The 24,722-nt window shown below is 33.8% G+C and carries 21 protein-coding genes; 9 read left to right on the forward strand and 12 right to left on the reverse strand.

The genetic code is table 11. The features are described 5' to 3' along the window. The first annotated feature begins 497 nt into the window (after positions 1-497). The 6 genes from LNP23_RS14840 to LNP23_RS14865 all read left to right on the forward strand — a co-directional run bounded on the left by LNP23_RS14840 (position 498) and on the right by LNP23_RS14865 (position 9,800). On the forward strand, positions 498-2,885 hold the full coding sequence (locus LNP23_RS14840) for a TonB-dependent receptor (protein ID WP_230001787.1): 2,388 nt from the start codon (positions 498-500) through the stop codon (positions 2,883-2,885). A 25-nt stretch (positions 2,886-2,910) separates the two neighbouring features. Next, complete coding sequence (locus LNP23_RS14845; protein WP_047776490.1) at positions 2,911-4,242, forward strand: DUF4374 domain-containing protein; 1,332 nt, start codon at positions 2,911-2,913, stop codon at positions 4,240-4,242. Positions 4,243-4,377: 135 nt separating this feature from the next. After that, positions 4,378-5,859: an ankyrin repeat domain-containing protein gene (locus tag LNP23_RS14850; RefSeq protein ID WP_230001788.1), complete on the forward strand. Its 1,482-nt coding sequence runs from the start codon at positions 4,378-4,380 to the stop codon at positions 5,857-5,859. Between the two features lie 13 nt (positions 5,860-5,872). Beyond that, the gene (locus tag LNP23_RS14855; RefSeq protein ID WP_047776494.1) at positions 5,873-6,352 is read left to right on the forward strand and encodes a DUF2271 domain-containing protein; all 480 of its coding nucleotides are present in this window, start codon (positions 5,873-5,875) and stop codon (positions 6,350-6,352) included. A 5-nt stretch (positions 6,353-6,357) separates the two neighbouring features. Then, the gene (locus LNP23_RS14860; protein WP_230001789.1) at positions 6,358-8,559 is read left to right on the forward strand and encodes a PepSY domain-containing protein; all 2,202 of its coding nucleotides are present in this window, start codon (positions 6,358-6,360) and stop codon (positions 8,557-8,559) included. A 284-nt stretch (positions 8,560-8,843) separates the two neighbouring features. Next, positions 8,844-9,800 carry an FAD:protein FMN transferase gene (locus LNP23_RS14865; protein WP_428979177.1) on the forward strand — a complete coding sequence of 319 codons (957 nt, stop codon included), beginning with the start codon at positions 8,844-8,846 and terminating at the stop codon, positions 9,798-9,800. Between the two features lie 432 nt (positions 9,801-10,232). On the opposite strand, the gene LNP23_RS14870 is transcribed toward LNP23_RS14865, so the two are convergent. From LNP23_RS14870 to LNP23_RS14925, 12 genes are all read right to left on the reverse strand, one after another. Next, positions 10,233-10,706, reverse strand: coding sequence for a hypothetical protein (locus LNP23_RS14870; RefSeq protein ID WP_230001791.1), 474 nt, complete (start codon positions 10,704-10,706; stop codon positions 10,233-10,235). 331 nt (positions 10,707-11,037) lie between these two features. Continuing rightward, positions 11,038-11,469, reverse strand: coding sequence for a hypothetical protein (locus LNP23_RS14875; protein ID WP_230001792.1), 432 nt, complete (start codon positions 11,467-11,469; stop codon positions 11,038-11,040). Between the two features lie 223 nt (positions 11,470-11,692). Beyond that, positions 11,693-12,079, reverse strand: coding sequence for a hypothetical protein (locus tag LNP23_RS14880; protein WP_230001793.1), 387 nt, complete (start codon positions 12,077-12,079; stop codon positions 11,693-11,695). A gap of 201 nt (positions 12,080-12,280) precedes the next feature. Then, entirely contained in the window at positions 12,281-12,631 is a 351-nt protein-coding gene (locus LNP23_RS14885; RefSeq protein ID WP_230001794.1) for a hypothetical protein, read from the reverse strand. Positions 12,632-12,769: 138 nt separating this feature from the next. Further along, positions 12,770-13,153 (reverse strand): hypothetical protein, encoded by a 384-nt coding sequence (locus LNP23_RS14890; protein WP_230001795.1) that lies wholly within the window; start codon positions 13,151-13,153, stop codon positions 12,770-12,772. 93 nt (positions 13,154-13,246) lie between these two features. Next, positions 13,247-13,675 (reverse strand): hypothetical protein, encoded by a 429-nt coding sequence (locus LNP23_RS14895; protein ID WP_230001796.1) that lies wholly within the window; start codon positions 13,673-13,675, stop codon positions 13,247-13,249. A 282-nt stretch (positions 13,676-13,957) separates the two neighbouring features. Beyond that, on the reverse strand, positions 13,958-14,401 hold the full coding sequence (locus LNP23_RS14900) for a hypothetical protein (protein ID WP_230001797.1): 444 nt from the start codon (positions 14,399-14,401) through the stop codon (positions 13,958-13,960). Positions 14,402-14,566: 165 nt separating this feature from the next. Continuing rightward, positions 14,567-14,959 (reverse strand): CDI toxin immunity protein, encoded by a 393-nt coding sequence (locus LNP23_RS14905; RefSeq protein ID WP_230001798.1) that lies wholly within the window; start codon positions 14,957-14,959, stop codon positions 14,567-14,569. A 29-nt stretch (positions 14,960-14,988) separates the two neighbouring features. Then, positions 14,989-15,504: a hypothetical protein gene (locus LNP23_RS14910; protein ID WP_230001799.1), complete on the reverse strand. Its 516-nt coding sequence runs from the start codon at positions 15,502-15,504 to the stop codon at positions 14,989-14,991. 125 nt (positions 15,505-15,629) lie between these two features. Next, complete coding sequence (locus tag LNP23_RS14915) at positions 15,630-16,091, reverse strand: hypothetical protein (RefSeq protein WP_230001800.1); 462 nt, start codon at positions 16,089-16,091, stop codon at positions 15,630-15,632. A 233-nt stretch (positions 16,092-16,324) separates the two neighbouring features. Beyond that, positions 16,325-16,783: a hypothetical protein gene (locus LNP23_RS14920; RefSeq protein ID WP_230001801.1), complete on the reverse strand. Its 459-nt coding sequence runs from the start codon at positions 16,781-16,783 to the stop codon at positions 16,325-16,327. Positions 16,784-16,971: 188 nt separating this feature from the next. Beyond that, a complete protein-coding gene (locus tag LNP23_RS14925; protein WP_047776499.1) occupies positions 16,972-18,003 on the reverse strand; it encodes a LacI family DNA-binding transcriptional regulator in 1,032 nt (343 codons plus the stop codon). A gap of 480 nt (positions 18,004-18,483) precedes the next feature. Between LNP23_RS14925 and LNP23_RS14930 the strand changes: the two genes are divergently transcribed. From LNP23_RS14930 to LNP23_RS14940, 3 genes are all read left to right on the forward strand, one after another. Further along, the gene (locus LNP23_RS14930; RefSeq protein ID WP_230001802.1) at positions 18,484-21,123 is read left to right on the forward strand and encodes a TonB-dependent receptor; all 2,640 of its coding nucleotides are present in this window, start codon (positions 18,484-18,486) and stop codon (positions 21,121-21,123) included. 415 nt (positions 21,124-21,538) lie between these two features. Next, a complete protein-coding gene (locus LNP23_RS14935) occupies positions 21,539-22,759 on the forward strand; it encodes an MFS transporter (RefSeq protein ID WP_230001803.1) in 1,221 nt (406 codons plus the stop codon). After that, positions 22,749-24,614, forward strand: coding sequence for an alpha,alpha-trehalase (locus LNP23_RS14940; protein ID WP_230001804.1), 1,866 nt, complete (start codon positions 22,749-22,751; stop codon positions 24,612-24,614). The genes LNP23_RS14935 and LNP23_RS14940 overlap by 11 nt, the downstream gene beginning before the upstream one ends. Positions 24,615-24,722 lie beyond the last annotated feature (108 nt).

Below are 24,722 nucleotides of genomic sequence, written 5' to 3' on the forward strand. Positions count from 1 at the left end.
AATACTAAGATAGTTGTCAAAAAAAAGCATAACAGAAGTTATGCTTAAAACTAATAAAAAACTAAAAATTCATGAAACCTCTTTCTTTGTATTGGCACAAATATAAGATGAGCAGTTTGAAAGAGTTTGTACTGATTCATATATGATTTATATGAGTTTATATTTGTAAATAATATTTATATTAACGTTACTAAAAGTATGAATATTCTTGTTTTTATTTAAGAGGTAATTCTAAGATTATTGGATATATGAACATAAGTTGTCTTTAAGATTTCGTAATTCTCGATGCGCATAATTATTAAGCATGAGATAAATAGTGCTACGCGCTCCCTTTCTGAGTATTTGTTTTGAAGGGTAAATTGAATGAATGTAACGACTCTTTTACCTTTAAGATTAGAATCTCTAATGTAATTCTAATGATTTTCTAATCTGCTTATTTAGATTAAGTAAAAATAGATTGCTAGTTTTGCCTTCCTATTTTAAGAAATTCAAAAAAAATGCGTTTACTATTGCTCATGTTCTTGCTGGTTAATTTTTCGGCCTGGTCTCAAAACGGAAATGTTGGTGGAAAAGTTACTTTTAATGACAAGGAACATGCTTTTGGTGCAACAGTAATGGTCATGGGGACTCAAAAATACGTGGTGGTAGACAATGAGGGCCGATTTGAAATTAAGGGACTTCCTTATGGAGCGCATACTTTAGAGGTTTCTTCTGCAGAGGCTCAAACAAAAACAGTTGATATTGTTTTAGACCGTCCTTCTTTGACAGTTGCCATAACAGTAGAAAAGAAAGGGGCACAGGGTTTAAAGGAAGTTGTTATTCAAAAAACATCGGTTAAAAAAGAGATTATCAACAAAGGGTTTTCTGTAAACGTAATTGAGACGGAAGAAGCAGCCAAAAGAAATCTTCAAACAAACGATTTATTAGACCGATCCGTAGGGGTTAGAATTCGACAAAACGGGGGACTGGGTTCCAGAGTGGATTACAACCTAAACGGAATGTCAGGAAATGCAGTACGCGTATTTATTGACGGAATTTCGATTTCTACTTATGGCCCATCCTTCAGTTTAAATAGTATCCCACCGGCGCTAATAGAGCGTATCGAAGTGTACAAAGGCGTTATTCCCGCACACCTGGCTGATGATGCATTAGGTGGAGCTATCAACGTTATTCTTAAAAACGGAGCTAAAAATACTTTAAACGCTTCTGTTTCATACGGTTCATTCAATACTTTTCAAGCCAATCTAAATGCAAGTTATCGTGCTAAGTCCGGTTTTACGGTAAAAGCATCGGGATTTTCAAATTACTCCGACAACGATTATGAAGTATGGGGAAGATTTGTTTACAATATAAATCCTGGTGGGCAACGTATTCCAACGAGAGTTAAACGTTTTGAGAGTATGTACCGCTCTTATGGCGGAAGGATAGAGGCTGGTTTTACAAAAGTTAAATGGGCTGATGCTTTTTTGATCGGATACAATGGTTCAGCAGATTACAATCAAATCCAACACGGTCAATATATGACCAAACCCTATAAAGGTCGTTTTACGGAATCTGAGGCTCATGTGCTTAGTTTGAATTATGCCAAAAAGGACTTTTTGGTAAAAGGGCTTGAATTTACTCTGAACGCGGTTTATAGCCAGAGAAATGAGATCGTAAATGATACCGTTAAATGGGTTTATAATTGGGATGGTAAGAAGTCAATTGGTATACATGGAGTGCCACTTTTGACACCTTTGGGTGCTCAACAAGGCGCGGCAACACTAATTACAATTAAAAATAACATACTAAATACAAGAGCGGCATTAAATTACAGCTTGAATGAAAATCACAAAATAACAATTGGTAGCATGTTTTATGATTCAGATCGAAGTGATTTAGATATAATGAAACCCGAATTGCAAAGAACTTATGAACCTAAGAGTGATTATCAAAAAAGCATTACCTCGTTGGGTTATGAAATGAGTGCTTTTGAGAATCGTTTGAAAACAAATCTTTTCGGTAAGTTTTATGAGCAAAAGTACGTATACAGAAACTGGAGCTTGGTACAAAATGTTATAACGGAAAAGATAACCAAAAACACCACCTCGGTTTATGGTTATGGATTTGCAGGATCTTATTATGTGACACCAAAAGTGATGGTTTCGGCCTCTGCAGAAAGAGCATACCGATTACCGTCTGATGATGAAATATTTGGTAGACCCGGACAAAATATTTTACCTAACCTTGCTTTAGGACCAGAGTTAAGTAATAACCTGAATGTAGGATTAAGATTTGGTCCTTATAAATACAACGCGCATAAAATCTCTTGGGGTGGATCTTATTTTTGGAGGAATTCCGAAGATAAAATTGCTCAAAGAATAAGTGACAGAGTAAATGAAGCAATCGAGGCATCGCCTTATGTGAATGTGGGAAGAGCGCAGTCAGTTGGTTTTGAAGCCTCAGCCGAGTATGTTTACGATAACAGATTGTTTGTGTCTTTGAACATGTCAAAATTCAATTCTTTATATAAAACGAAGTATGATAGTAATGGTAATCTCGTTCCATGGTATAACCGGCAGTTGCCAAACGAGCCCTTTTTTACAGTGAATGGAAGTGTTCAATACAATTTTAAAAATATTATACAGAGTGAATCAGAGTTTAATCTGTATTACAATTTTGGTTATGTAGCTCCTTTTTATACGTCATGGCAGAAAGAACTGGATTTTGCTCCGGCACAGTTTCCGCAGGATTTGGGAGCCAGTTATACGTTTCCAAATAAAAAATTTGTAGTGAGCTTGGATGCCAGAAATATTTTTAACGAACAGATATATGATAATTTTGGTGCTCAAAAACCCGGAAGAGCCTTTTATGTGAAGTTGAACTATACGATCAGTAAATTTTAATAATTAAATTTTTAATACAATAAATATGAAAAAGAGTACCTTTAAATTACTTGCATGTGGTTTGGTTCTAACCACATTTGGATTGGCAACTAGCTGCAGTAGTGACGATAAAAAAGAAGAGGTTATTGTTGCTCCGCCAGCAGCAGATAGTCGTTGGATCACTCTTGCAGGAGCTTTAATGCAAGATCAGCCAGGGGATGGAAATGGTGGAACCAAAGTGTTTTCGATTAGTAAAGAAAATGCAAAAGATCCTGCTTTCTCTGTTAATGTTTTTGACGACGGAGCTCCGGTACAATCAAGCAGAACGGCACGTTTACAATCTTCTGTAGATGGTAGTACACTTTTTAATATTACCTATACAGGAGCAAATGGAGGTGAATTTATGACTTATACTGTAGGTGGTGGAAAAAACTTTATTCAATCAGGAACTACTGTAAATATTTCACAATATGCAGGGACATCACCTAGATGGAACAAACTTTTTGACGGAGATAAAACAGGTGTAGCAGTAAACATAACAACTCCGGTTGTAGTTACAAATGAAGATAAAAGCTACAAACACACTAGAGGTGGAGCTACCGTATTGTCTTTAGATTTAAAAGGGATAGCAATTTCTGCTGCTCAACAATACCAAATTCCATTGTCAGATGCAGAAGAAGCTTTAGGGCACTATATTTTTCGTTTAGACGCTCCAACTCTTAATAAAGCAGGAGATAAATTGATTATTGGTACCTGGATGGCTAAGACTAACCCAGCTACAGGACAGCAAGATAAAGAATTTACTCGTATTGGCTCTAAATCTGTCGTAGTAGATTATCCTTCATTAAAAAATCCTCAGATTATTACTTCTACAGTAGCTTTTGGAGATACAAGTGGTTTTAGAAGTTTTAACAGTTTTCTTGCTACTGACGGAAACATTTATCAGGCAACTCAGAGAGATTTAATTAAAGGTTCTTATATCTTAAAAATCAATCAAAACAATCAATACGATAACACTTATGACTTTAGTTTAGATACTGCTTTAGGAGTAAAAGGTTCTTATGTAGAAGCTTGGAGATATGTTGGTAATGGTATTGCGTATGCAGTATACAGAGTTGGAGCTAGCAAGCAAAGTTTTGTAGCCAGAATTGATCTTACTGCAAAAACAGCTAAATTAGTAGAGGGTATTCCATATGATGCAGATTTAAGTTTTGAGCAGTATCAAGGTTTTGTGGTAGATAAAAATGAACTTTTTATTGCAGTTACTCCTGTTGGTAAAGATGGTAATATCTATATTTTGGATGGTAAAACCGGAGCCGTTACAAAAGGTGCTAAATTAATTAATAAAACTGGAAATCGCTATATTGGAGTGTTCTAGGATTTTTGTTGAAAAATTAGAACAGAATCATTAATTCTTATTTTGAAATATTCTAAATAAGAACTAACTTTCCGCCTCGAAATCACGGGGCGGATTGTTTCGTTTCATACACTACCATTTGTTATTATTTAAATTATGAAAAAAATACTTTTTACTGCCATAATCGCAGCGACATTGCAGGTTAACGCTCAGGAAAATAAACTTTTAGATGCAAATTTCTGGAAAGCTTCTCCAAATTTAGCGACTTTAAAAGCTGAAATAGAAAAAGGAAATAATCCTGCAGAATTAAATGCAAATGCCTTCGATCCGGTTGTTTTGGCCATTAATAATAGTGCACCTCTTGAGGATATAAAATATTTGTTAGAGCTCCCTGGTAATGCAACTAATAAAATGACACACGATAATCGTATTTATTTGCATTGGGCGGCTTACAAAGGAAACACAGAACTGGTACAACATCTTATTGCCAAAGGTTCTGATATTAATCTGGAAGACAGCCATGGCACAACACCAATTGCATTTGCTGCTTCGGCAGGGGTAAATAATCCAACGACATATGATGCTTTTTTTAAAGCAGGAATTGATCCTAAGAAAAAATACAGTGAGGGAGCAACCCTTTTATTGCTTGCGATTCCCGGCGATAAAGATTTAACCATTACTGACTATTTAGTATCAAAAGGTTTATCTCTTAAAGAGGTTGATAGTCATGGAAATACTGCTTTTGACTATGCAGCAAGATCAGGGAATGTTGATTTATTGAAAAAATTAGCTGCCAAAGGAGTAAAATATACAGATAATGCTTTAATAACAGCAGCTCAAGGAATGAGAAGAAGTGCAAATTCTATTGAAGTGTTTAAATACTTGGTAGATGATTTAAAATTAAAACCAACTGCAACTGCTTCAAATGGGCAAACAGTACTTCATATCATTGCTTATAAAGAAAAGCAAGCTGAGATTGTAAAGTATTTTATAGACAAAGGAGTAGACGCAAACAAAGCCGATAAAGAAGGAAATACAGCTTTAATCATTGCAGCAGCAGGAAAAGATGTTGAGTTAATACAAACATTGTTGCCAAAAGTAAAAAATATCAATGCAGTAAATACTAAAGGAGAGTCTGCATTAACTGCGGCCGTAAAAGGAAGTTCTACAGAAGTGATTTCGTTGCTTTTAAGCAAAGGAGCTGACATCAATGTTAAGGACACGGCAGGAAACAATTTGGCATTCTATCTGATTGAATCTTACAAAGGTTCAAGAGGCGGAGCGCAAAAAGATGATTTTGACGATAAATTGAATTTATTAAAGAGTAAAGGAATTAACTTTGCAGCGCAACAAAAAGACGGAAGCACCCTGTATTATACTGCTGCAGCCAAAAACAATATCGCTTTGTTGAAAAAACTGGACGGATTAAACATTGATGTCAATGCTAAAAACAAAGAAGGTTTAACAGCATTACACAAAGCAGCAATGATTGCAAAAGACGATAGTGTTTTGAAGTATTTGTTGTCGATCGGGGCTAAAAAAGAGATTAAAACTGAATTTGACGAAACGGCTTATAATCTGGCACAAGAGAATGAATTGTTAACAAAGAATAATATAGCAATTGACTTTTTAAAATAGTAAATAAATATAAATGAAATCAGTATCTAAAATCTGCCTGATGGCAGTACTTGTATCCCTATTTTCTTTTCAGGCTTCGGCACAAACCACCAAATACAAATGTCTTTTGCAAATGTCAAACTATGTAGGTGAAGGAGCTTATGTAGCTGTATCGCTTATTAATGCTAAAGGAGAATATGAAAAAACCCTGTATGTAATGGGTGATGATAAAAAATGGTATACAAGTTTAAAAGAATGGCATAAATTCAGTTCTAAAAAGGCAGATGTAAGTGCAAAAACAGGTGCTTCTGTTACCGGAGGAGACCGCAGTGTGACGATGTTTGAAATCGAAACCGCTAAAATAGACAAAGGGTATAAAATACGTTTTGAATCAGCAGTTGAAGATCAAAAATATCACGTTACAGACGCAGAAATACCTTTAACAACAGCTGGTATTACTGAAAAAGTGGAAGGTAAAGGCTACATTAGATATGTAAAACTTAGCAATATATAAGGCATATGACATTATCCGTTTGGAGATATGCTCATTTAACTTTGGCGGTATTTTCTTCACTCTTTCTTGTTTTGGCATCGCTTACCGGAGTGGTACTTGCTGTCGACGCAATAGGGGAGAAAATACCGCCTTATCGTGTAGCTAATTTTGAGAATTTGTCAGTAGCGGAGGTTCTTCCTGCGTTGACTAAAAATTATCTGGAAGTTAGTGAAATCAGCGTAGATCACAATCAATTTACAACATTAAAAGGTCTTGATGAAGACGGCAACGATGTTGATGCATACATTAATCCTGTTACCGGCAAAGTGGTAGGGAAAAACCAAAAGAAAAGCGATTTTATACAATGGGTTACTTCACTTCACCGTTCTCTTTTTTTACATGAAGCCGGAAGACTTTTTGTAGGCGTTAATTCTTTTTTACTTTTTCTGATTGCTATTTCGGGTTCCGTATTAGTGATACAGAGACAAAAAGGAGTACGACGTTTTTTCTCTAAAATTATTAAAGACAGTTTTGTACAATATTACCATGTTATCTTAGGAAGACTGATGTTAATTCCTATTTTGATCATGGCACTTTCGGGTACGTATCTTTCAATGCAAAGATTTAAACTTTTCCCTGAAAACAAAAACGATCAGAAAGAAGTACAAGTTGAAAATAAGACCCTTAAACAGCAGAGCATTGCCGATTTTGAAATTTTCAAAAAGACTAAACTTTCTGAAGTTCAAAAAATAGAATTCCCTTTTGATACAGAAGATCCCGAAGAAGTTTATGTACTGAAATTAACAGACCGTGAAATACAGGTAAACCAGTTTACAGGGCAAATTAGTAGTGAAGTACACTATCCAACTACAGTTTTGCTCGAAAACCTGAGCCTTGATCTCCATACCGGAAGAGCAAGTGCCATTTGGGCAATCGTTTTGGCAATAGCAGCACTAAACATCCTGTTTTTTATTTATTCCGGATTTGCAATTACTTTACGTCGTAGAGAAACCCGAATTAAAAACAAACACAAAGCAAAAGACAGTCAATTTATTTTACTGGCCGGTTCAGAAAACGGAAGTACATTGCGTTTTGCCAATGCGGTTCATACGCAATTAATGACCAACGGTTTCTCTTCTTATTTGGGAGGTTTAAATGAATATGCTCTCTTTTCAAAAGCAGAACATATTATTATTTTTACTTCTACACACGGATTAGGCGATGCACCTTCAAATGGGACCAAATTTTTGTCCTTGGTAGAACAATACCCACAAGAACAAAAAGTTAATGTTTCAGTAATCGGATTTGGTTCAAAATCATATCCTGATTTCTGCGGTTTTGCTAGAAAAACAGATGAAATTTTGACCACTCAAACCTGGAGCAACCGCTTTTTGGATTTGCATACGATAGATGATAAATCCCCCGTACAATTTGCGGACTGGGTTAAAAAATGGAATACAAAATCTGAAATTACTTTAGCTACAACACCAGCAACGTATGCTCAAAAGCCAAAAGGTTTAGAGAAAATGATTGTGTTGGAAAAAACGACAATTTCAGAAACCGATCATACCTTTATGTTGACCTTGCGTGCCGGAATGAGAACAAAATTTACTTCCGGAGATTTACTCGCTGTTTATCCTGCGGGAGATGGCAGAGATCGTTTGTATTCGATTGGAAAAAGTAATGGCAATATAAGTCTCGTGGTAAAATTACATCCACATGGACTGGGTTCAGGATATTTGTACAATCTTCAGCCGGGTTCGGTTATCAAAGCCCGTGTGATGAAAAATGAAGCTTTCCATTTTCCTAAGAAAGCTACTGCTGTGGCTATGATTTCAAACGGAACCGGAATTGCACCATTTCTGGGAATGATAGAACAAAATAAGAGCAAGGTAGCCTGTCATTTGTATACAGGTTTTCGAAATGAAACTGAAACCGTTACCAAACACAAACAGTTTGCAGAAAACCAGATTGAGAAGCAACATTTAAAAGATTTTCATATTGCATTTTCACGCGAACAAAATCAATGTTATGTGATGGATTTAATACAAAAAGAGACTGAGTTCTTTGCTACTTTATTGCAACAAGGTGGAGTTGTTATGATCTGCGGTTCACTGGTAATGCAACAAGATGTTGAAAAAGTACTGGATGCCATTTGCATAGAGAAAAACGGAAATAATCTCGCGTACTACAAAACAAATAAGCAGGTGTTAGCAGATTGTTATTAACCGGAACTCGTTTAATATTTAAATTATTGTTTGTTAGTATTTAATACCCGTTGGGTGCAATTAATTGTAACACATAGAGACATAGTTAACAAAGCTTAGAAAGACGTTTTACTTTGAATAAATCGCATGGCACTATGTGAAAAAAGTGTGATTTTCTTAAAATTTCTCGAATTATAATTTCCAAATCTATGTTTCTATGTGTTAAAAAAAATCAGTAACTTAATAATTCAACTCAGGTTATAAGGTTATAAAATATGATTATGAAATTTAAAAATACTATTCTAATGTCCTTGATCCTGTTTAGTTTCTGCTGTACAGGGCAAGAGGTAATGCGAAAAAGAACCACTTTATTGATGGGAAGTCGTTTTGATATTACCATTGTAGCGCAGGATTCTCTGACCGCCGAAACCCGAATAAACGAAACCATTGCAGAAATTACACGAATAGAAAATCTTATCTCAGATTGGAAATCAGATTCTCAAGTTTCCGAAGTCAATCAAAATGCCGGTATTCGTGCTGTAAAAGTAGACAAGGAAGTGTTTGATCTTACCAAACGTGCCATCGCAATTTCTAAAATGACAAACGGTGCTTTTGACATTAGTTTTGCCGCAATGGAAAAGGTGTGGAAATTTGACGGTTCAATGACCGAAATCCCAACTCCTGAACAAATTAAAAAGTCGGTAGAGAAGGTCGGGTATAAAAACATAGTTTTGGACAGTATTCAATCGACTATTTTCCTCCAATTGCCTGGAATGAAAATCGGTTTTGGATCAATTGGAAAAGGCTACGCAGCCGATAAAGCCCGTGAAGTTATGGAAGCCAAAGGTATAAAAGCCGGAATTGTAAATGCATCCGGTGATTTGACAACCTGGGGAAAACAACCCAACGGAAAAGCATGGACGATTGGGATTACAAACCCTTTTGATACCGAGAAGTTTGTTAAAATAGTTCCGTTAAAAAGTGAAGCCGTTACCACATCCGGCGACTATGAAAAGTTTGTAGAATTAAACGGTAAACGTTATTCACACATTATAAATCCGATTACAGGTTATCCCGCGACCGGATTGGTAAGTGTTACCGTTTTTGGTCCCAGCGCAGAAATGGCAAATGGATTTAGCACTTCCTTAATTGTTCTAGGAAAAGAATCAGGACTTCAATTAATCAATCAATATCCGGAGTATAGTTGTATGATGATTACAGACAAAGGGAAGATTTTCAAATCAAAGAAGTTTAAGCGTTAAAAGGCTTTTGAGTCGAGAGAACAATGCTGGTTTATCAATATAATAAGTAAATTTTGTCATTGCGGTAAAAGAAATCACACATAGTTTACGTCCAGTTTGTCATTCTGAGGAACGAAGAATCTTCGTTCGCTGAATTGATACTGTTGAACTTCACTTTACGGATTATCTGATGAAGATTCTTCGTTCCTCAGAATGACAAAATTGCGGAAAATAGAAACGGAGTTTCTTGTATGATTTCTCGTACCTCGAAATGAACAATAAAAGAGACAACAAAATAGGTAGGCTTTCATAATAAATTTAGAGACAGTCGATTTTGTTTTTATATGTTTTGTTTGCTCATTGTTGAAGGTTCGAAGTCGGAGATATTCGTCAGCACTTCTATGTTTTAAGGAAGACTTTGGAAATTAGAAGACTTTGACTTGCATAATAGTTTTATTCTTTTGTAATATCTATAATTGAATTAATTTTATATATTTCTCCGTTTTTTATTAAGTTAATTTGAAGTTGTATATCCTTTTTAACAATTTTTTGGGGTGATACAGGGTTCGAATCAACTATAAATGAAACATTATAACTATTTTGAGTCTTTAAATTTTTAATTATTCTCATTGTATTTAATGACTTCGTATCGACCTCCCAATAATTTGTAAATAAGTCATGACCATCTTCATACCATTGTTTGTATTCTAGAATCACTTTTTTAGTGCAATATTTTTTTTGAAGTAAGCTTAATTCTACTAATTGCTCTTTTTTAAAAGGAAAATAACTTTTACTTATTATTTTGGTATAGCTTGAATAGAACTCTTTTAATGTGTTTGAAATTTGTTGGTCTTTAGTAATCTCTTGGGCATCACATCTATTTGAAATATGGAAACTAATTAAGATTAATAATAAATATTTTTTCACGAGATTTTTTTAAAATTTGTATAATAATTTAATGATTGGTTATCTCTTTTGTATTCGATAAATTTTGAAAAAAGGTTTATTCTTTTTATAATCCCAGCTCTCCTAAAAGTCCAGTACACGCTGGACAAATATGTCTCTGACTTTGCGTTTTTTACAAATATATCTTATTACAATCTTAATCTTTCCAAAATCTTTGACTTTAGACGGCTTTTCGTGAAGAACTGTTAGTGGAGAGAAGAGAGTTCGAAGTCAGAGACGTTCACACAATATTAAGTTTTTTAACGAACACTTTGCAGAACTGAGGTTATTATTAACCTAAACTATGAAAGTATTACATTTTTATTTTTTCATCATATCTGTTATATTTATAAATCTTTAAAATCTCCTCAAGATATTGCGCAACAATTGTATCATCAAATCTGGATGATAGGAAATCAGATATAACGACTATGTTTTTTGAAAAAGATCGTAAGTCTATGATTTGAAATTTATCTTTATCTTTTAAAACAATATATGTAGATGATGGACTTTTATTTGTAAACAATCTGTAAATACCTTTAGTGTTATATTTAAGTTCATTATTGTTGATTAATTCACGTATCGAAAAAGTTATCATTGGAAGCTCGATATCCATTTCTTTCTTTTCAAGTAAAAATTTTTTAGATGCATCCAATATTTCTTGCGTTTGCTTTGTATTAGCAAATTCTTGTGAAAACATGCTATTTCCAAGTAACATTAGAAGAATTAAGAATTTTGTTTTCATAGATTATTATTATCTTTTAGTTCTTTAGCTATTTAACATCGCGTTTCAGTTGGAACAGTTTCCTTATTCCAGCACTCCTAAGTGCCCAATACACGCTACGGAAATGGCCCTTATTTTATGTTTTTTACAAATGTCTCTGATTTTGCGTTTTTTTATGATAATGATTAATCCTGTCAAAGTCTCGGATATTTTTCTTAGACTTCCATTACCTTAAAACTCTTAATCATTTTTTTAAATAAGACTGCCTGCTTGGGCTTGGTTCGTTTGATATTGCATTCGTATCAACTATAATTTTGAATTCATCGATTGTGTTTTTAATTATTAAAGGGGCATCGTAAATTTTCGGTTTGCCATAAAAAAATAAAGTAACGGTATAGTTTGCAAAATGAAGATCTTTTAGGTTTGTTGAATTAACAATTGTATCGCTTTTGTCATTTATTGAATCATACAGTAGTACATAGTCAGCACTAGTTGAAGCAACATTTGAATAATAAAACCATTCTATAATCTTCTTTTTTGCTTTTATTTCTTTCAAATACAGACGATCTTCTTGTAATTTATTAGCACAACCAAAAGTTATAACAGGTATAAAGATTAAAAAATTTCTCATTCTTTGTAAAATTGTTTGTAATATTCAAAATAAATGTAAGCCGGGCTCCTTTAAGAGTTCAGTGTAAATGTCCATGACATTGCGCTTTTTTTTACAAATATATCCAGTTCTTTAATCATTTACCATTGAAATGTTGAGGATACTAAGTTGAAGGCATTTGTCGCAATATTTCATTAGAATTCCTGGAAAAATAGGGGTTATTTACTTTCTAGATAACATTCCTTTTTTATTTATAATAAAAAGCTTTTTCCCTTTTATTAAATATTTATCCACACCATACTCATCAGAATTTTTAATTTTTGGACTTAAACTGTCCATTGATTCATTAAAAAAATCGGAAGTCAAAATCAAAGTATCAGAGTTCACTTTCCACTTTCCCATTATTGCTTGATCATAGTATCTAAAATTATAAATAAAGCTTTTATCTCTATTTAGCCTTAAGCTAATTTCCGATTTTCCATAGAGTGTACAGGTACTAAAATAAGTATTCGGCTTTATTGATTTGCAACAAACAAATAAACCGAAAAGTAAAAATATAGGTGTTTTTTTCATTATCCTCTTGTATAGTAAGTTCTTGCGTCAATTCTAATCGCATGCCCAATTTTATTTGCAACATTTTGCAAATTCAGCTGTTGATTTAACGAACCAATTATACTACTGGTCGGTTGTACATTGTTAAAATAATATGGTCTACTTTTTTGATTTTCGATCAATCAGACCTTGATAATGCGCCTCATAATCAAATACTTGTTTTAGCAGTGTATCTTTGTATAAATAAATAGTTGCCTGCCCTTTATTCTTTACTATGGAATCTCCAATTGCTACTCCATCCCAAAAACTATTTACGACAGGATTACTTGAATTACTTGTAAATTTTAGCATTGGAGTACAATGCTGTGATGAATCAATAAATTTTTCAATCACAATACCTGAAAATGATTCTTCTTTTCTGTTTTCAAGTGCTTTTTTGTAAAAAGCTTCATTATTTGAGAAATAATTAGCTAAAAAAATAACTACGATTACTAGAAGGGCTAAAACAATTACTCTAAATATATTTTCTTTGTTTTTTAACATCTTAATTTATTTTAAAAATTCCAAATCAAGATCTCCTAAAGAGCCCAGTATAAGCTGCGCCAAATATCTCTGACTTTGCGTTTTTTATCTTTTTCATCCCTTATGTAATTCCAAACCTTGCAGGTTATTGGCCTCATATAACTCAAATCCAGCCTCAGTGCATATTTCAACGAAGGGATGACGGATAATACATCGTTCGAGATCAAGATAATTCATGACTCTGTTTTCCTTTGCAGGCTCACTGATCCAAGTTAGCTTAAAGCGGTACGTATTGCCAACCATCACTTTTGGTAAATTGGCATTATTAGTTTTAGAAGTAGTAGAAGGGACTATTGGTTTTATGGGCGATATAATTTTATATCCAATATTATTTTTAATTCCTTTAGCATAAATAAGATAATAATTTTTAAAATTATCAATTTTGATGATTTTACATTCTGTTAAAGAACAATCATCCGTTTCGCTAACAGGACTTAAAGCGGGATTTTTGTGTCCTCCGCAACTACAAAATATAGTTATCATAAAAAGTAAGATAGTGGTCTTCTTTATTTTAATTATCAAGCTGTATTCCATTTATAAAAAAATCTGTTGTTGTATTTGTTGTATCATGAGGTGTAGTAGGCCTTGAACAGTTATAGGTGAATATATTTGACTACAGCTGCCGTTGTTATTGAAAGAAGGACTAGTTTTAAAATCTTTTTATGTTTCATTCTCTTCTTTTTTCTCTTCTTTAAAAGGATCTATAAATACACTACTTTGTATCTCATATGGATTATTATAAACAGTCTCGACTCTCCTAAGAGTTCAATACCTTCTGCGAGAACGTCTCCGGCTTTGTGGTTTTTTAGTGTTTCGGACCAGCTTGATTAGGTACAACCAAGGGATAAGTGAGATTAATAATAAAATCCCCAAAAGATATATCTTTCCATAATTGAGGATTTTAACGGGGTAAATAAAAAGAGCTCTGTTTTTATCGTGCACCACTTTTATTTTGCTTTTTACAGGGTATTTAATACAAGTGCCATAATCTAATTTGACACTATATACTTCATTACCTTCTTTTATCGATATTCCTGAAGCAAGTTTAGTATATGATCTGCAACTTTGACTTATTACTACTTTTTCGACTAAGACACCATTTTTAATACTCTTCTCATATTGAAAGAAGTTGAAAATCATATACATAATCCCGACAAACAAGCCTGTAATCGCATAAATTTGGTATTTTGAATAAAATTTATTTTTCATTTAATACTTTTCTTGGATATAAATTACTGAGTCCAGCTTCTCTAAGCGTTGACGATATGCTGTGTAGATGGGCTGACTTTGTATAGCTTTTCATAAAAAACTTCCCATAGAACAGCAACATTTGTAAAATCTTTGATTAAGACTATTCGAAGAGACGGAACATATTTAATCATTAGAATCAATAAACCCTATGGTTATTTCTCCATCATGATAGAATTCAATTACAATATTTTTTTCAAAAACATAAAGCCATGTATCATAACTTACTGCAAGGACATTATCAACGTTCATATACACTGACTGTAAAGAAGTTTCTAAAACAGGAAATGACGTATCATTCCATAAAATGTAGCATTTTTCATTGTGCACGATGTGTTTTCTAATGTCATCCAAGTTGTTTATTTTGAAGGATCTCTGAAATGTAGACCAATCTATTCTGCCATAAAACGTAAATTTGTTTTTTTGCTGAAATTCCTCAAATATTTTCAATGTTGCAGCAGCAGCATATACAATTACTTCTTTTTTTAAACTGTCTACACATTCTTGAAATAAACTCATTCTATTTGTTTAATTTATTACTGTTTTTTTCATAATACATAAGTTGGTTTCAATCTTCCGGTAGTGCTCTTTTCCACTTTGGTCAAATTCCGGTTAAGTCTAAGAGAATCTGTTTTTTCTTCGTAAGAACCCACCATTGTGAGAAAGTTTTCCTCGTCTAATAATATAATTTCGTCCCAACCAAAAGAAAATCCAAATATAAATTCATGATTTGCATTTAGAAATTTTGAACCAAAATGGTATGTTGACTGAGAATAGTTATAAATAACTTTTATGTTTTGATTATCAGTTGTTTTACTTGTATTTACTAAAGAAATTTGCGAGTTTTGAAGGTCATAATCACCTAATAGGATAACTTTTTCTAAGGAGGATAATGGATAAACTTTTATGTCGTAATTCATTACGATCTGAACAAGTGAATCATCGTCCAATGTTAATACTAATGTATCAGAAAGAACATAGACAGTATCGTTTTCATTGATAGAGATAGCGTGGATGCTATTTATTTTTTTATTTAGAAGAAAATCTAAGTTGTAGTTTTTCATGAAATTTTACTAATTAGTTGAGGAGATGGAACTGTAGTCCGGTTTTTATTAGATTTCTTTTACTGCTCGCAAATAGTTTACGGTACTACTATCTATTGGAACTCTGTGCAGAACAGAATAGGTTATCAAAATTCTGTAATTATCTTCCCCGCTATCAGTTTAATATAAAAAGATGTTTGATACCCAAGGTTTGAATAAATTTTATTTCTTTCTTCTTCTTTTTCAATAGACATATTATAATTTTTTAAAATGTAAAACAACTCATTGTTTTCTTTTAAGTAAAACAAAATATAACCAACTTTAGGAGCATATAAACGAATAATATAAATAATTGATTCTTTATTGGCTGATTCCGATAATTTAGAAATTAAATTTTCATAACCCGGTACGGACACACTGCCTGTAATTGATTTTGTCTCTAATCTTTCTTCATAAAATGTAATCAAATTGGAAATATTATTATTACCTATATATGTAATTATTATTTCACTATTTTCAAGATGATTAATACACTCGTCAGAGTAGATAACTTTTTCATTAAACCTGAATGAATTTAAAAAACGAAGTACTATTTTTTTTTCGTCCATTGTGTTAATTAGTGTTTTTTTTAAATTCAGGATAAGGAAAATTTTGATCTTGAATCGCCTTGTTCTCCTTCATTTTTAGTTTTTTAAAAAGATAAGGTTATCTTATTTATTGTTGTGTATTGAAGAATTAGTAAAAGAAGGAGAGAATTTTGAGAGATTTATGTTTTTACAAGAACTTTCTTTTTTGAAACTTGGGCAATTGACCTTTTAGCGCGATTCTTTCGGTAAATAATTTAGCAACCACCTTTCCCCTTAATTTTATATTTTTTGGTGAAATTTTGTTTAGTTGATATTTCTAATGTTCCCTTGTAAAGTGCTGCTTCATTAGCCGAATTGTATTCTTCAATATTTAGAATTAATTTATAATCGTTGTTAAAATAAACCTCTCGATAGGACGAATTAGATAATTGTTTCGTATTTATCGTGTCTTTATTTAAGTATATTTCTCTCCCCTTTATTTTAATTATGGTAATGTCAGAACCATTAGACAATAAAATATTTTTTTGGGGTGAGAGGATAGAATCATAGTTAAAAGTATATAAACACCCATCTAATGTATCTGGAATAGATTTAAAAAAATCTAATTTAATTTCCTTTTTTATTTTTATTTCTGAATTGATTTTGTTTTTTGAATTTTCATTTTTACAGGATAGTACAAAAAAGAATACTAAACTTAAGAATATTTTTTTCATGTTTTTTAAAGTCTCTAGCTTTTATGTTTTGGCCGCTTTATTTTGAGAATATAGATTGCAAATCTACTTCAATATTGTATTAGTATATTCGTTCGATCGGGATTGTTTTATGGTGGTGTGAAAATCTTTTCAATTACAATTTTGTAAATGTTGCGTAAATCTTCGCGTCCCTTGCAGTTAAGAAAAAATTACAAAGTTCTCTGCGTAGACTCCCTTTCAATAATGTAAGTAGGCAATACAACTGTCTGATGCACTACCGGAAGATGTTCTTTGAGTTGTGTGATTTCATCAATTAATATTGCAGCAGCACGATAACCAATATCATAGCCGGGTTGGTCGATAGTAGTTAGTTTAGGTGAAATTACCGTACTCATGAACCAGTTGCTGAATCCAAAAACAGCGACTTGCTCCGGGGTTTTTATTTTGTTGTCGTTGAAATATTTAATAATTCCAATAGCAACCAAATCTGTGATGGCAAAAACGGCATCTACATCATCGTGGTCTTCTATTAATTTTTTGGCATTCTCATAACCATCTTCAAAATCTGTATTGTGATCGCAAACGTAGACCAAAGATGGATCGTATACTATATTATGATCTTCTAATGCCTTTTTGTATCCTAGAAAGCGATCGATGGAATTCTGAGGAACATAAGAACCGCGAAAATGAGCGATCTTTTTATATCCTTTTTCTATTAAATAAGTTACAGCATCATATGCGGCCTTCATGTCATTAATTACAACCTTTGAACAATCAACCCTTTTGGCAATTTTATCAAATAAAACCACAGGAGTCTTTTTTCGAATAGCTTCATTGATATGCGAAAAATCATCGGTTTCGTTTGAAAGAGACATCAAAATACCATCTACTCTTTTTTGAAGCAATAAGGCGACCTGCTTTTTCTCCAACTCATATTTTTCACTTGACTGCAGAATAATAACCATGTAGCCTCTTTCTTCGGCTTCTTCTAAAATTCCGTTTAGAACGCTCGAAAAAAAGTGATGCACGGTCGCAGGAACGATGACTCCGATAGTTTTGGTTTCATTAGTCCTGAGGTTTACGGCAACAGAGTTAGGCATATAGTTCATCTTATCTGCCATCTCAATTACTTTTGCGCGAGTACTTTGGCTAATGTCTGTATAACCTTTCAGAGCTTTCGAAACGGTGGTGACAGAAATTCCTAATGCCGAAGCGATATCAATTAATTTTGTATCATTCATGAACTAAATATACTAAAAAATCTTAACCGCAAGATCCGGAGTGATTTTTTAATTCTTTATAATAGTGTAAGTCAGTAAAGACTGGGAGATATAAAGGTACTAAGTTTTTTGTGCACGCAGATTTTGCAGATTAGGCCGATTTTCTCCACTCTCCAAAATAATTGCGATCGGTTGATTTGTACATTTTAACAATAGAACAATCCAAATAAATCATAAGCAACCAAATTAATCCGCTCAATCTGCAAAATCTGCGTGAAAATTTTTCCGCAAAGACATAAAAACATAAAATAACAGACACTAGCATAGCCCCTTGTGAACTTAGCGGTTAAAAAAACTAACTTTATACTTAAATAAAATAAAATCGAAAACGTTTTAGGTGTTTTCGAAAACGTTTTCGATTTTATTTTCATAGTCAGGGTATAATTAGTTGTATAAGTTTACAGTAACAATCATAAGATTTACTAACCAAACCAATACCAAATGAAACCAATTAATGCGTATCTAGGCAGACTATTTTTAATGTTGTGCCTAATTTCTGTTCCCAACCATTTGTTGGCACAGGAGAAGAATACTGTTTCCGGAAAAGTATTCGACGAAACCGGACAAACTATTCCGGGAGCAAATGTATCCTTAAAAGGAAGCGATCAAAATGTGATCACAGATGTAAACGGAAGTTATTTATTTTCGAATGTTACTGCCGGAAGTTATACCATTTCAGCAACAAATGTGGGGTATAAAAGCTTCGAGAAAAAAATTACGGTAAAAGATGGAGAGTCAGTGAAGGAAGACCTGTTTTTAGAAACGGAATCACAGAGCCTGAAAGAAGTAGTGGTTACAGGATCATCCAGTCCACGATCTAAATTAGAATCGAGTGTCGCAATTACAACGATGGGAGCAAAGGCTATTGAAGACCGAGCCCCAATAAGTACCGCAGCTTTACTTCAAACCATTCCGGGATTCGTAGTAGAAGCCTCGGGAGGAGAAATTGGAAACAACCTTTTTGCAAGAGGGATTCCATCAGCAGGAGCTTATGAATATGTACAAATTCAGGAAGACGGATTACCGGTTTTTGAAGATGGAGCGTTGCAGTTTGCCAATGCCGATACTTTTTACAGGTTAGATGAGACCGTTAGTAAAATGGAAGCAGTACGCGGAGGATCAGCTTCGATATTTGCGAACAATGCTCCGGGTGGAATCATCAATTTTATCTCCAAAACAGGGCAAAATGAGTTTCAGGGAAGAGCTAAATTTTCGACCTCGGATTACGGGATGTTCAGAACCGACCTTAATTTATCAGGTGCTTTAATTCAAGATAAATTATTCTTTAATGTTGGCGGTTTTTACAGAGCTGATAATGGAGTAAGAAATACAGGTTTCACTGCTAATAAAGGAGGTCAGATCAAAGGAAATTTGACTTATAAATTTGATGATGGAGATTATTTAAGAGTTAATTTCAAACATCTTAATGACAGAAATACGTTTTATCTGCCAATACCCTTAAAAAGTAATAACGGAAAAATTGAAGGCATAGACGGTTTCAATCCAAATTATGGAACGCTGACTTCTGCAAATTTCAGTCATTTGAATGTTCCGCAATACGGTGGTGGCACTTTTACTGCCGATTTAGAAGATGGTTCACATCCTGTTATCAATTCAATTGGAGCGGAGTTTAAAAAGAAAATATCTGATAAAGTGACATTCAAAAATGCATTCAAACAAACGGCAATCGATTTGAATTACAATGCAATTTTTCCTAACGGAGGTCCGTGGACGCAAGATTTTTATGCGACCGATATTCAAAAAACCACTGCTGGTAATTTAGCTTATACTTATGTAGATAATGGGGCTGCTGTTGATCCAAATGCACTAATTATGAGAGCAGATCATTGGTACATTCAGAAAAAAATGAACAATTTTGCGAATAATTTCTCTTTCTCATTTGATTTAGACCCTGTGAAATTGACCGCAGGATACTATTATTCGAATTGGAAATCGAATCAATACTGGAACTGGAATTCGTATCTGGTTAATGTTTCAGACAACCCAAGACTTTTAAATGTAAAAGACAATACAACCGGGGTAGACCACACGTGGAATGGAGTTGAAAGAATCACTTGGTTAGAAAGAGACGCGCAAACCAAAAGTGTTTTAAATGACATATATGCCGACGCAGAAATTAAAGCCACTGATAATCTTACTTTTAATGCCGGTTTACGCTACAATAAAGACAAATATTCAGGTTATAGAGACAATGCCCGATTCTTTGCCGAAAACTTAGGGGTTTTAGACAACAATACCGCCGATGATGCTGTGACAACCGTAAAAGGAAATCCGTATACCTATTGGAGATATGATGTGAGTGAATGGTCCTATACTGCCGCCGGAAATTATAAATTCAACGATAATATGGCTTCTTATATTCGTTATAGTCAAGGTTTCAGATCTCCAATTGAAGAATCGTTTTATGACAACGCTGCTGATTTAAGCAAGCTGGAAAATACAAAAGTGAATCAATTAGAACTTGGTTACAAATATTCAGGTTCGTTTTTTACTGTGAATGCCAATGTATTCCATATGAATTTGAAAAATGTCGCTTTTACCGATATTTTATCGGACGGAAGTTCTGAAAACAAGTTTGCTGACGTGAACAATATCGGTCTTGAAGTAGAAACCAATGCCAGATACGAGATGGTAAAACTGAATTTTACGTTCACTGTTCAAAAGCCAGAATATGATAAGTTTACCGGTACAAATGCAGACGGTTCTACCTTTGATTTTAATGGAAATACAGCCCGAAGAATCCCTAAATTCTTCTGTAATTTAAGACCGGAAGTAGATATTACAAAAGATTTTACAGCTTATGTACAATTCTCTTATTACGATAAAAAATTCACCAATCAAGATAATAAGCAGGTTTTACCAGCCTATAAAGAAGTTGGGGCAGGTTTAAATTATACGTACAACAACCTTCGTTTTGCGGTTGATACATCGAATTTATTCAATGAAATCGGTTTAACAGAAGGCGATCCGAGACAAACTACATCAGCAGCAAGCGATGTGTTTATGGCAAGACCAATTTTGGGACGCGCTTTTAGATTCTCAGTAGCCGTTAATTTTTAATTAGTTGTTAGTTTAGATGGATGGTGACCAAATGCTGTTGTGAAAAACGGCATTTGGTATTTTTGTAACTTTAGAGAAAGAACCTTATTGAGATATCTTTCGTTAGATTATAAAACTCTGTTGCGGTAGAATAAAAATAGTTTTTTGCCACAGATTAACACAGAGTAATTTATACAAAGAAAAAAATCCTTTTAATCTATGTAATCAGTGGTAAGAAAAAAAATTTCGTGGCAATTGGTGAAATTGCTTCGCCTGTTCGCTATCGCTCGAGTCGTAGCAAAATAAGCATGATCATAAAAGAACAAGAACCACTTAATTACAAATGTTTTATTATACGAAAATATAGAACTATAGAAGCCAAAAACAAGCATATTCAAAACTAACCTACTGGTTTAAAATAAAAAGAAATCCACGAATGAAAAACCTGGGAATTAAAATATCACTTTATCTGAACTACTTTGTCTTTGCTATTTTATTGAATAGCGTAGGGATTGTAATTCTTAAATCACAAAAAAATTACGGAGTAGACGAAGTACAGGCCAGTATTCTAGAGGCTTTTAAGGATATGCCTATAGCTATTGTCTCTTTTTTTATAGCCTCATTTCTGCCTCGGATCGGTTACAAAAAAGCAATGCTGACAGGTTTGGCATTGGTCACTCTGGCCTGTATTTCAATGTATTTTGGAAATTCGTTTGATAACGCCAAAATATTATTTGCAACGGTAGGTGTCTCTTTTGCATTGATAAAAGTATCGGTTTATTCGTTAATTGGAACGGTTACCGAAAGTCAGAAGGAACATAACGCTTTAATGAGCAGTATTGAAGGCGTTTTTATGATCGGAATCGCATTGGCTTATTTTTTGTTTCCGGCTTTTAATGACGAAAGTAACCCGGATTCCTGGTTAAATGTCTATTGGTTTCTGGCCGGATTATCATTGCTTTCTTTTTTGTTTCTGTTTTTTACCAAATTTGAAGAAACTAAGGTAACTGCGGGAGCAAATTTTACAGATGATTTTTTACAAATGTTTAAATTGATCGCAAAAACACTTACAGTTGTTTTTGTAATCAGCGTTTTTCTATTTGTAATGATCGAGCAGGGAATACTTTCCTGGCTGCCAACCTTTAATACCAAAGTACTTCATTTACCGGAAAACATCAGTATAATGATGGCCAGTATTCTGGCGATATCATTGGCGATCGGGAGGCTTGTTGCCGGAATCGTTACCAAAAAGATTAATTGGATTTGGGTACTAAGTTTTTGCGTGGTAGCAGCCATGTTGATTGTCTATTTTGTGCTGCCCAATGTAGTTGGACTTGAAGTAAAAAATATTAATTCACTTTCAGATATTCCGCTTATTGGATTTGCTTTTCCACTTATCGGGTTGTTTATAGCACCAATTTATCCTTTACTGAATTCAATTGTACTCAGTTCATTACCCAAAAATCTGCAAAGTTCAATGACAGGATTAATTGTTATTTTTTCTGCTCTTGGAGGTACATTAGGCTCGCGTATAACAGGTTGGTTATTTAAAAATGAAGGCCCGGAGAAAGCCTTTTATTTCACGTTGATACCAATGTTTTTATTATTGATCTCCTTTTTTATTCTCAAAAAAATTACTTCGAAAAATGAAATTTAAATTACATATCAATCAGACGCTTAGTCAACTATTGGCTCAGGAAGACACTGATGGCGACAAGAAGATAACCATTGATGATAAGGGACCAAAAAGCTTTTCATTGCAAGATGATAAAGGAAATTCGATTGCCATTAAAGGAACGTATCAGCTTTCGAATTTGTTGCAGGAATTGGCATTGTCCAAAAAGACGAATGTTGAATTTGCCGAAATCAACTTAGCCGATATTACAGAAGATCCGGTAAAAAGAATCTCCCGAAAAATTAAGGATTTATATTGGAACGGGCTTACCAGAACGATCGATGCTGCAGGAGTAAAAAAGATTTTGGAGGATGATAAAATAGAAAATGCGATTTCGTATTTATATGTACCAGCCGGAGACACAACAGCTTTTACTTATTTCAAAAATTTAGAAGCAGCAAATCCTACTTTAAAAGTGGTTCAGTTGCCTGAGGTTATTTCACCGGAATATGTTTTATCATTGAATAAAAAACCCGGTATTTTAGCCTTAGCGCTGCAAACTAAGAACGATACAACCGATGGAGTCCCTTTTGTAGTTCCCGGTGGAAGGTTTAATGAAATGTACGGTTGGGACAGTTATTTTATTGCCATGGGGCTTCTGATTGATGACAAAATTGATTTGGCACTTGGCATGGCCGAAAACTTTAAATACCAGATTGATCATTATGGGAAAATCTTAAATGCCAATCGCAGTTATTATTTAACCCGAACTCAGCCGCCTTTATATACCTCATTGATTGTTGACATTATCCAAAAGTCCAATCCCGAGATTTCATGGGTTGAAAGGCACTTAAAAACAGCCATAAAAGAATACCAAACAGTTTGGATGGAGCAGGGGAAAAGGCTTACTCCAAATGGATTAAACCGTTACAAAGCAGAAGGAATTGGACTTCCGTTTGAGGTCGAGGAAGGACATTTTGATGATATATTAGAAAAGTACGCTCCAAAATACAAGCTTTCGACCAGAGCATTTGAGAAAAAATACCTGGAAAGAGAAATTTTAGATGCCGATCTGGACCATTATTTCACCCATGACAGAAGCATGCGCGAAAGCGGTCACGACACCACAAATCGATTGGTTGGGATTTGTGCCGATTTAAATACGGTAGCCATAAACAGTCTTCTCTATAAATATGAAACTGATATTGCCTTTTTGATTGAAACTGTTTTTAAAGATGATTTCCAGTACAACGAGAACACCCGTTATTCCAGTGATTATTGGAGAAAAAAAGCAGCACAAAGAAAAGAAAAGATCAACGAATTGTGTTGGAATGAAGCTAATGGTCTTTATCTTGACTATAATTTCGAGTTAAAAGAGCAACATTATTTTGAAGCTGCAACAACTTTTTATCCCTTGTGGGCCAAAATATGTACGCAGGAACAAGCTGCCACTTTGGTTCAAAAGACATTGCCTAAATTTAAAATGAAGGGTGGAATTGCCGGAAGTACAAAATCATCTATTGCTACAGTAACCGAAAATGATCCAACAAGGCAATGGGATTATCCTTTTGGCTGGGCTCCGCATCAAATATTATTATGGAAAGGGTTATTGAATTACAATTTTCAGGAAGAAACACAAGAGATGGTCTATCGCTGGTTGTGGCTGATCACGCGAAATGCGGTTGATTACAATGGAACAATTCCCGAAAAATTTGATTTGTCTATAAGTTCCCATAAAATTTTTGCAGAGTACGGAAATGTGGGAACAGAATTTAATTACATCACCGAAGAAGGATTTGGCTGGATGAATGCCTCTTACCAATTTGGACTGACACTTTTAAAACCACATTTAAAAGAAAAATTATCCGATTTAGTGGATCCTGATATTCTATTCTAAAAAAAGTAATTCTGTCTTGTTTTAAAAAGGAGACAGAATTGTTTTTAATTGGCAAAAATGGGTGACTTTGTTTAAAATACCATTTTACTTTGTTGTGAATGTCAATTT

It is taken from the genome of Flavobacterium cupriresistens, assembly GCF_020911925.1.
GTDB classification, from domain to species: Bacteria; Bacteroidota; Bacteroidia; order Flavobacteriales; family Flavobacteriaceae; genus Flavobacterium; species Flavobacterium cupriresistens.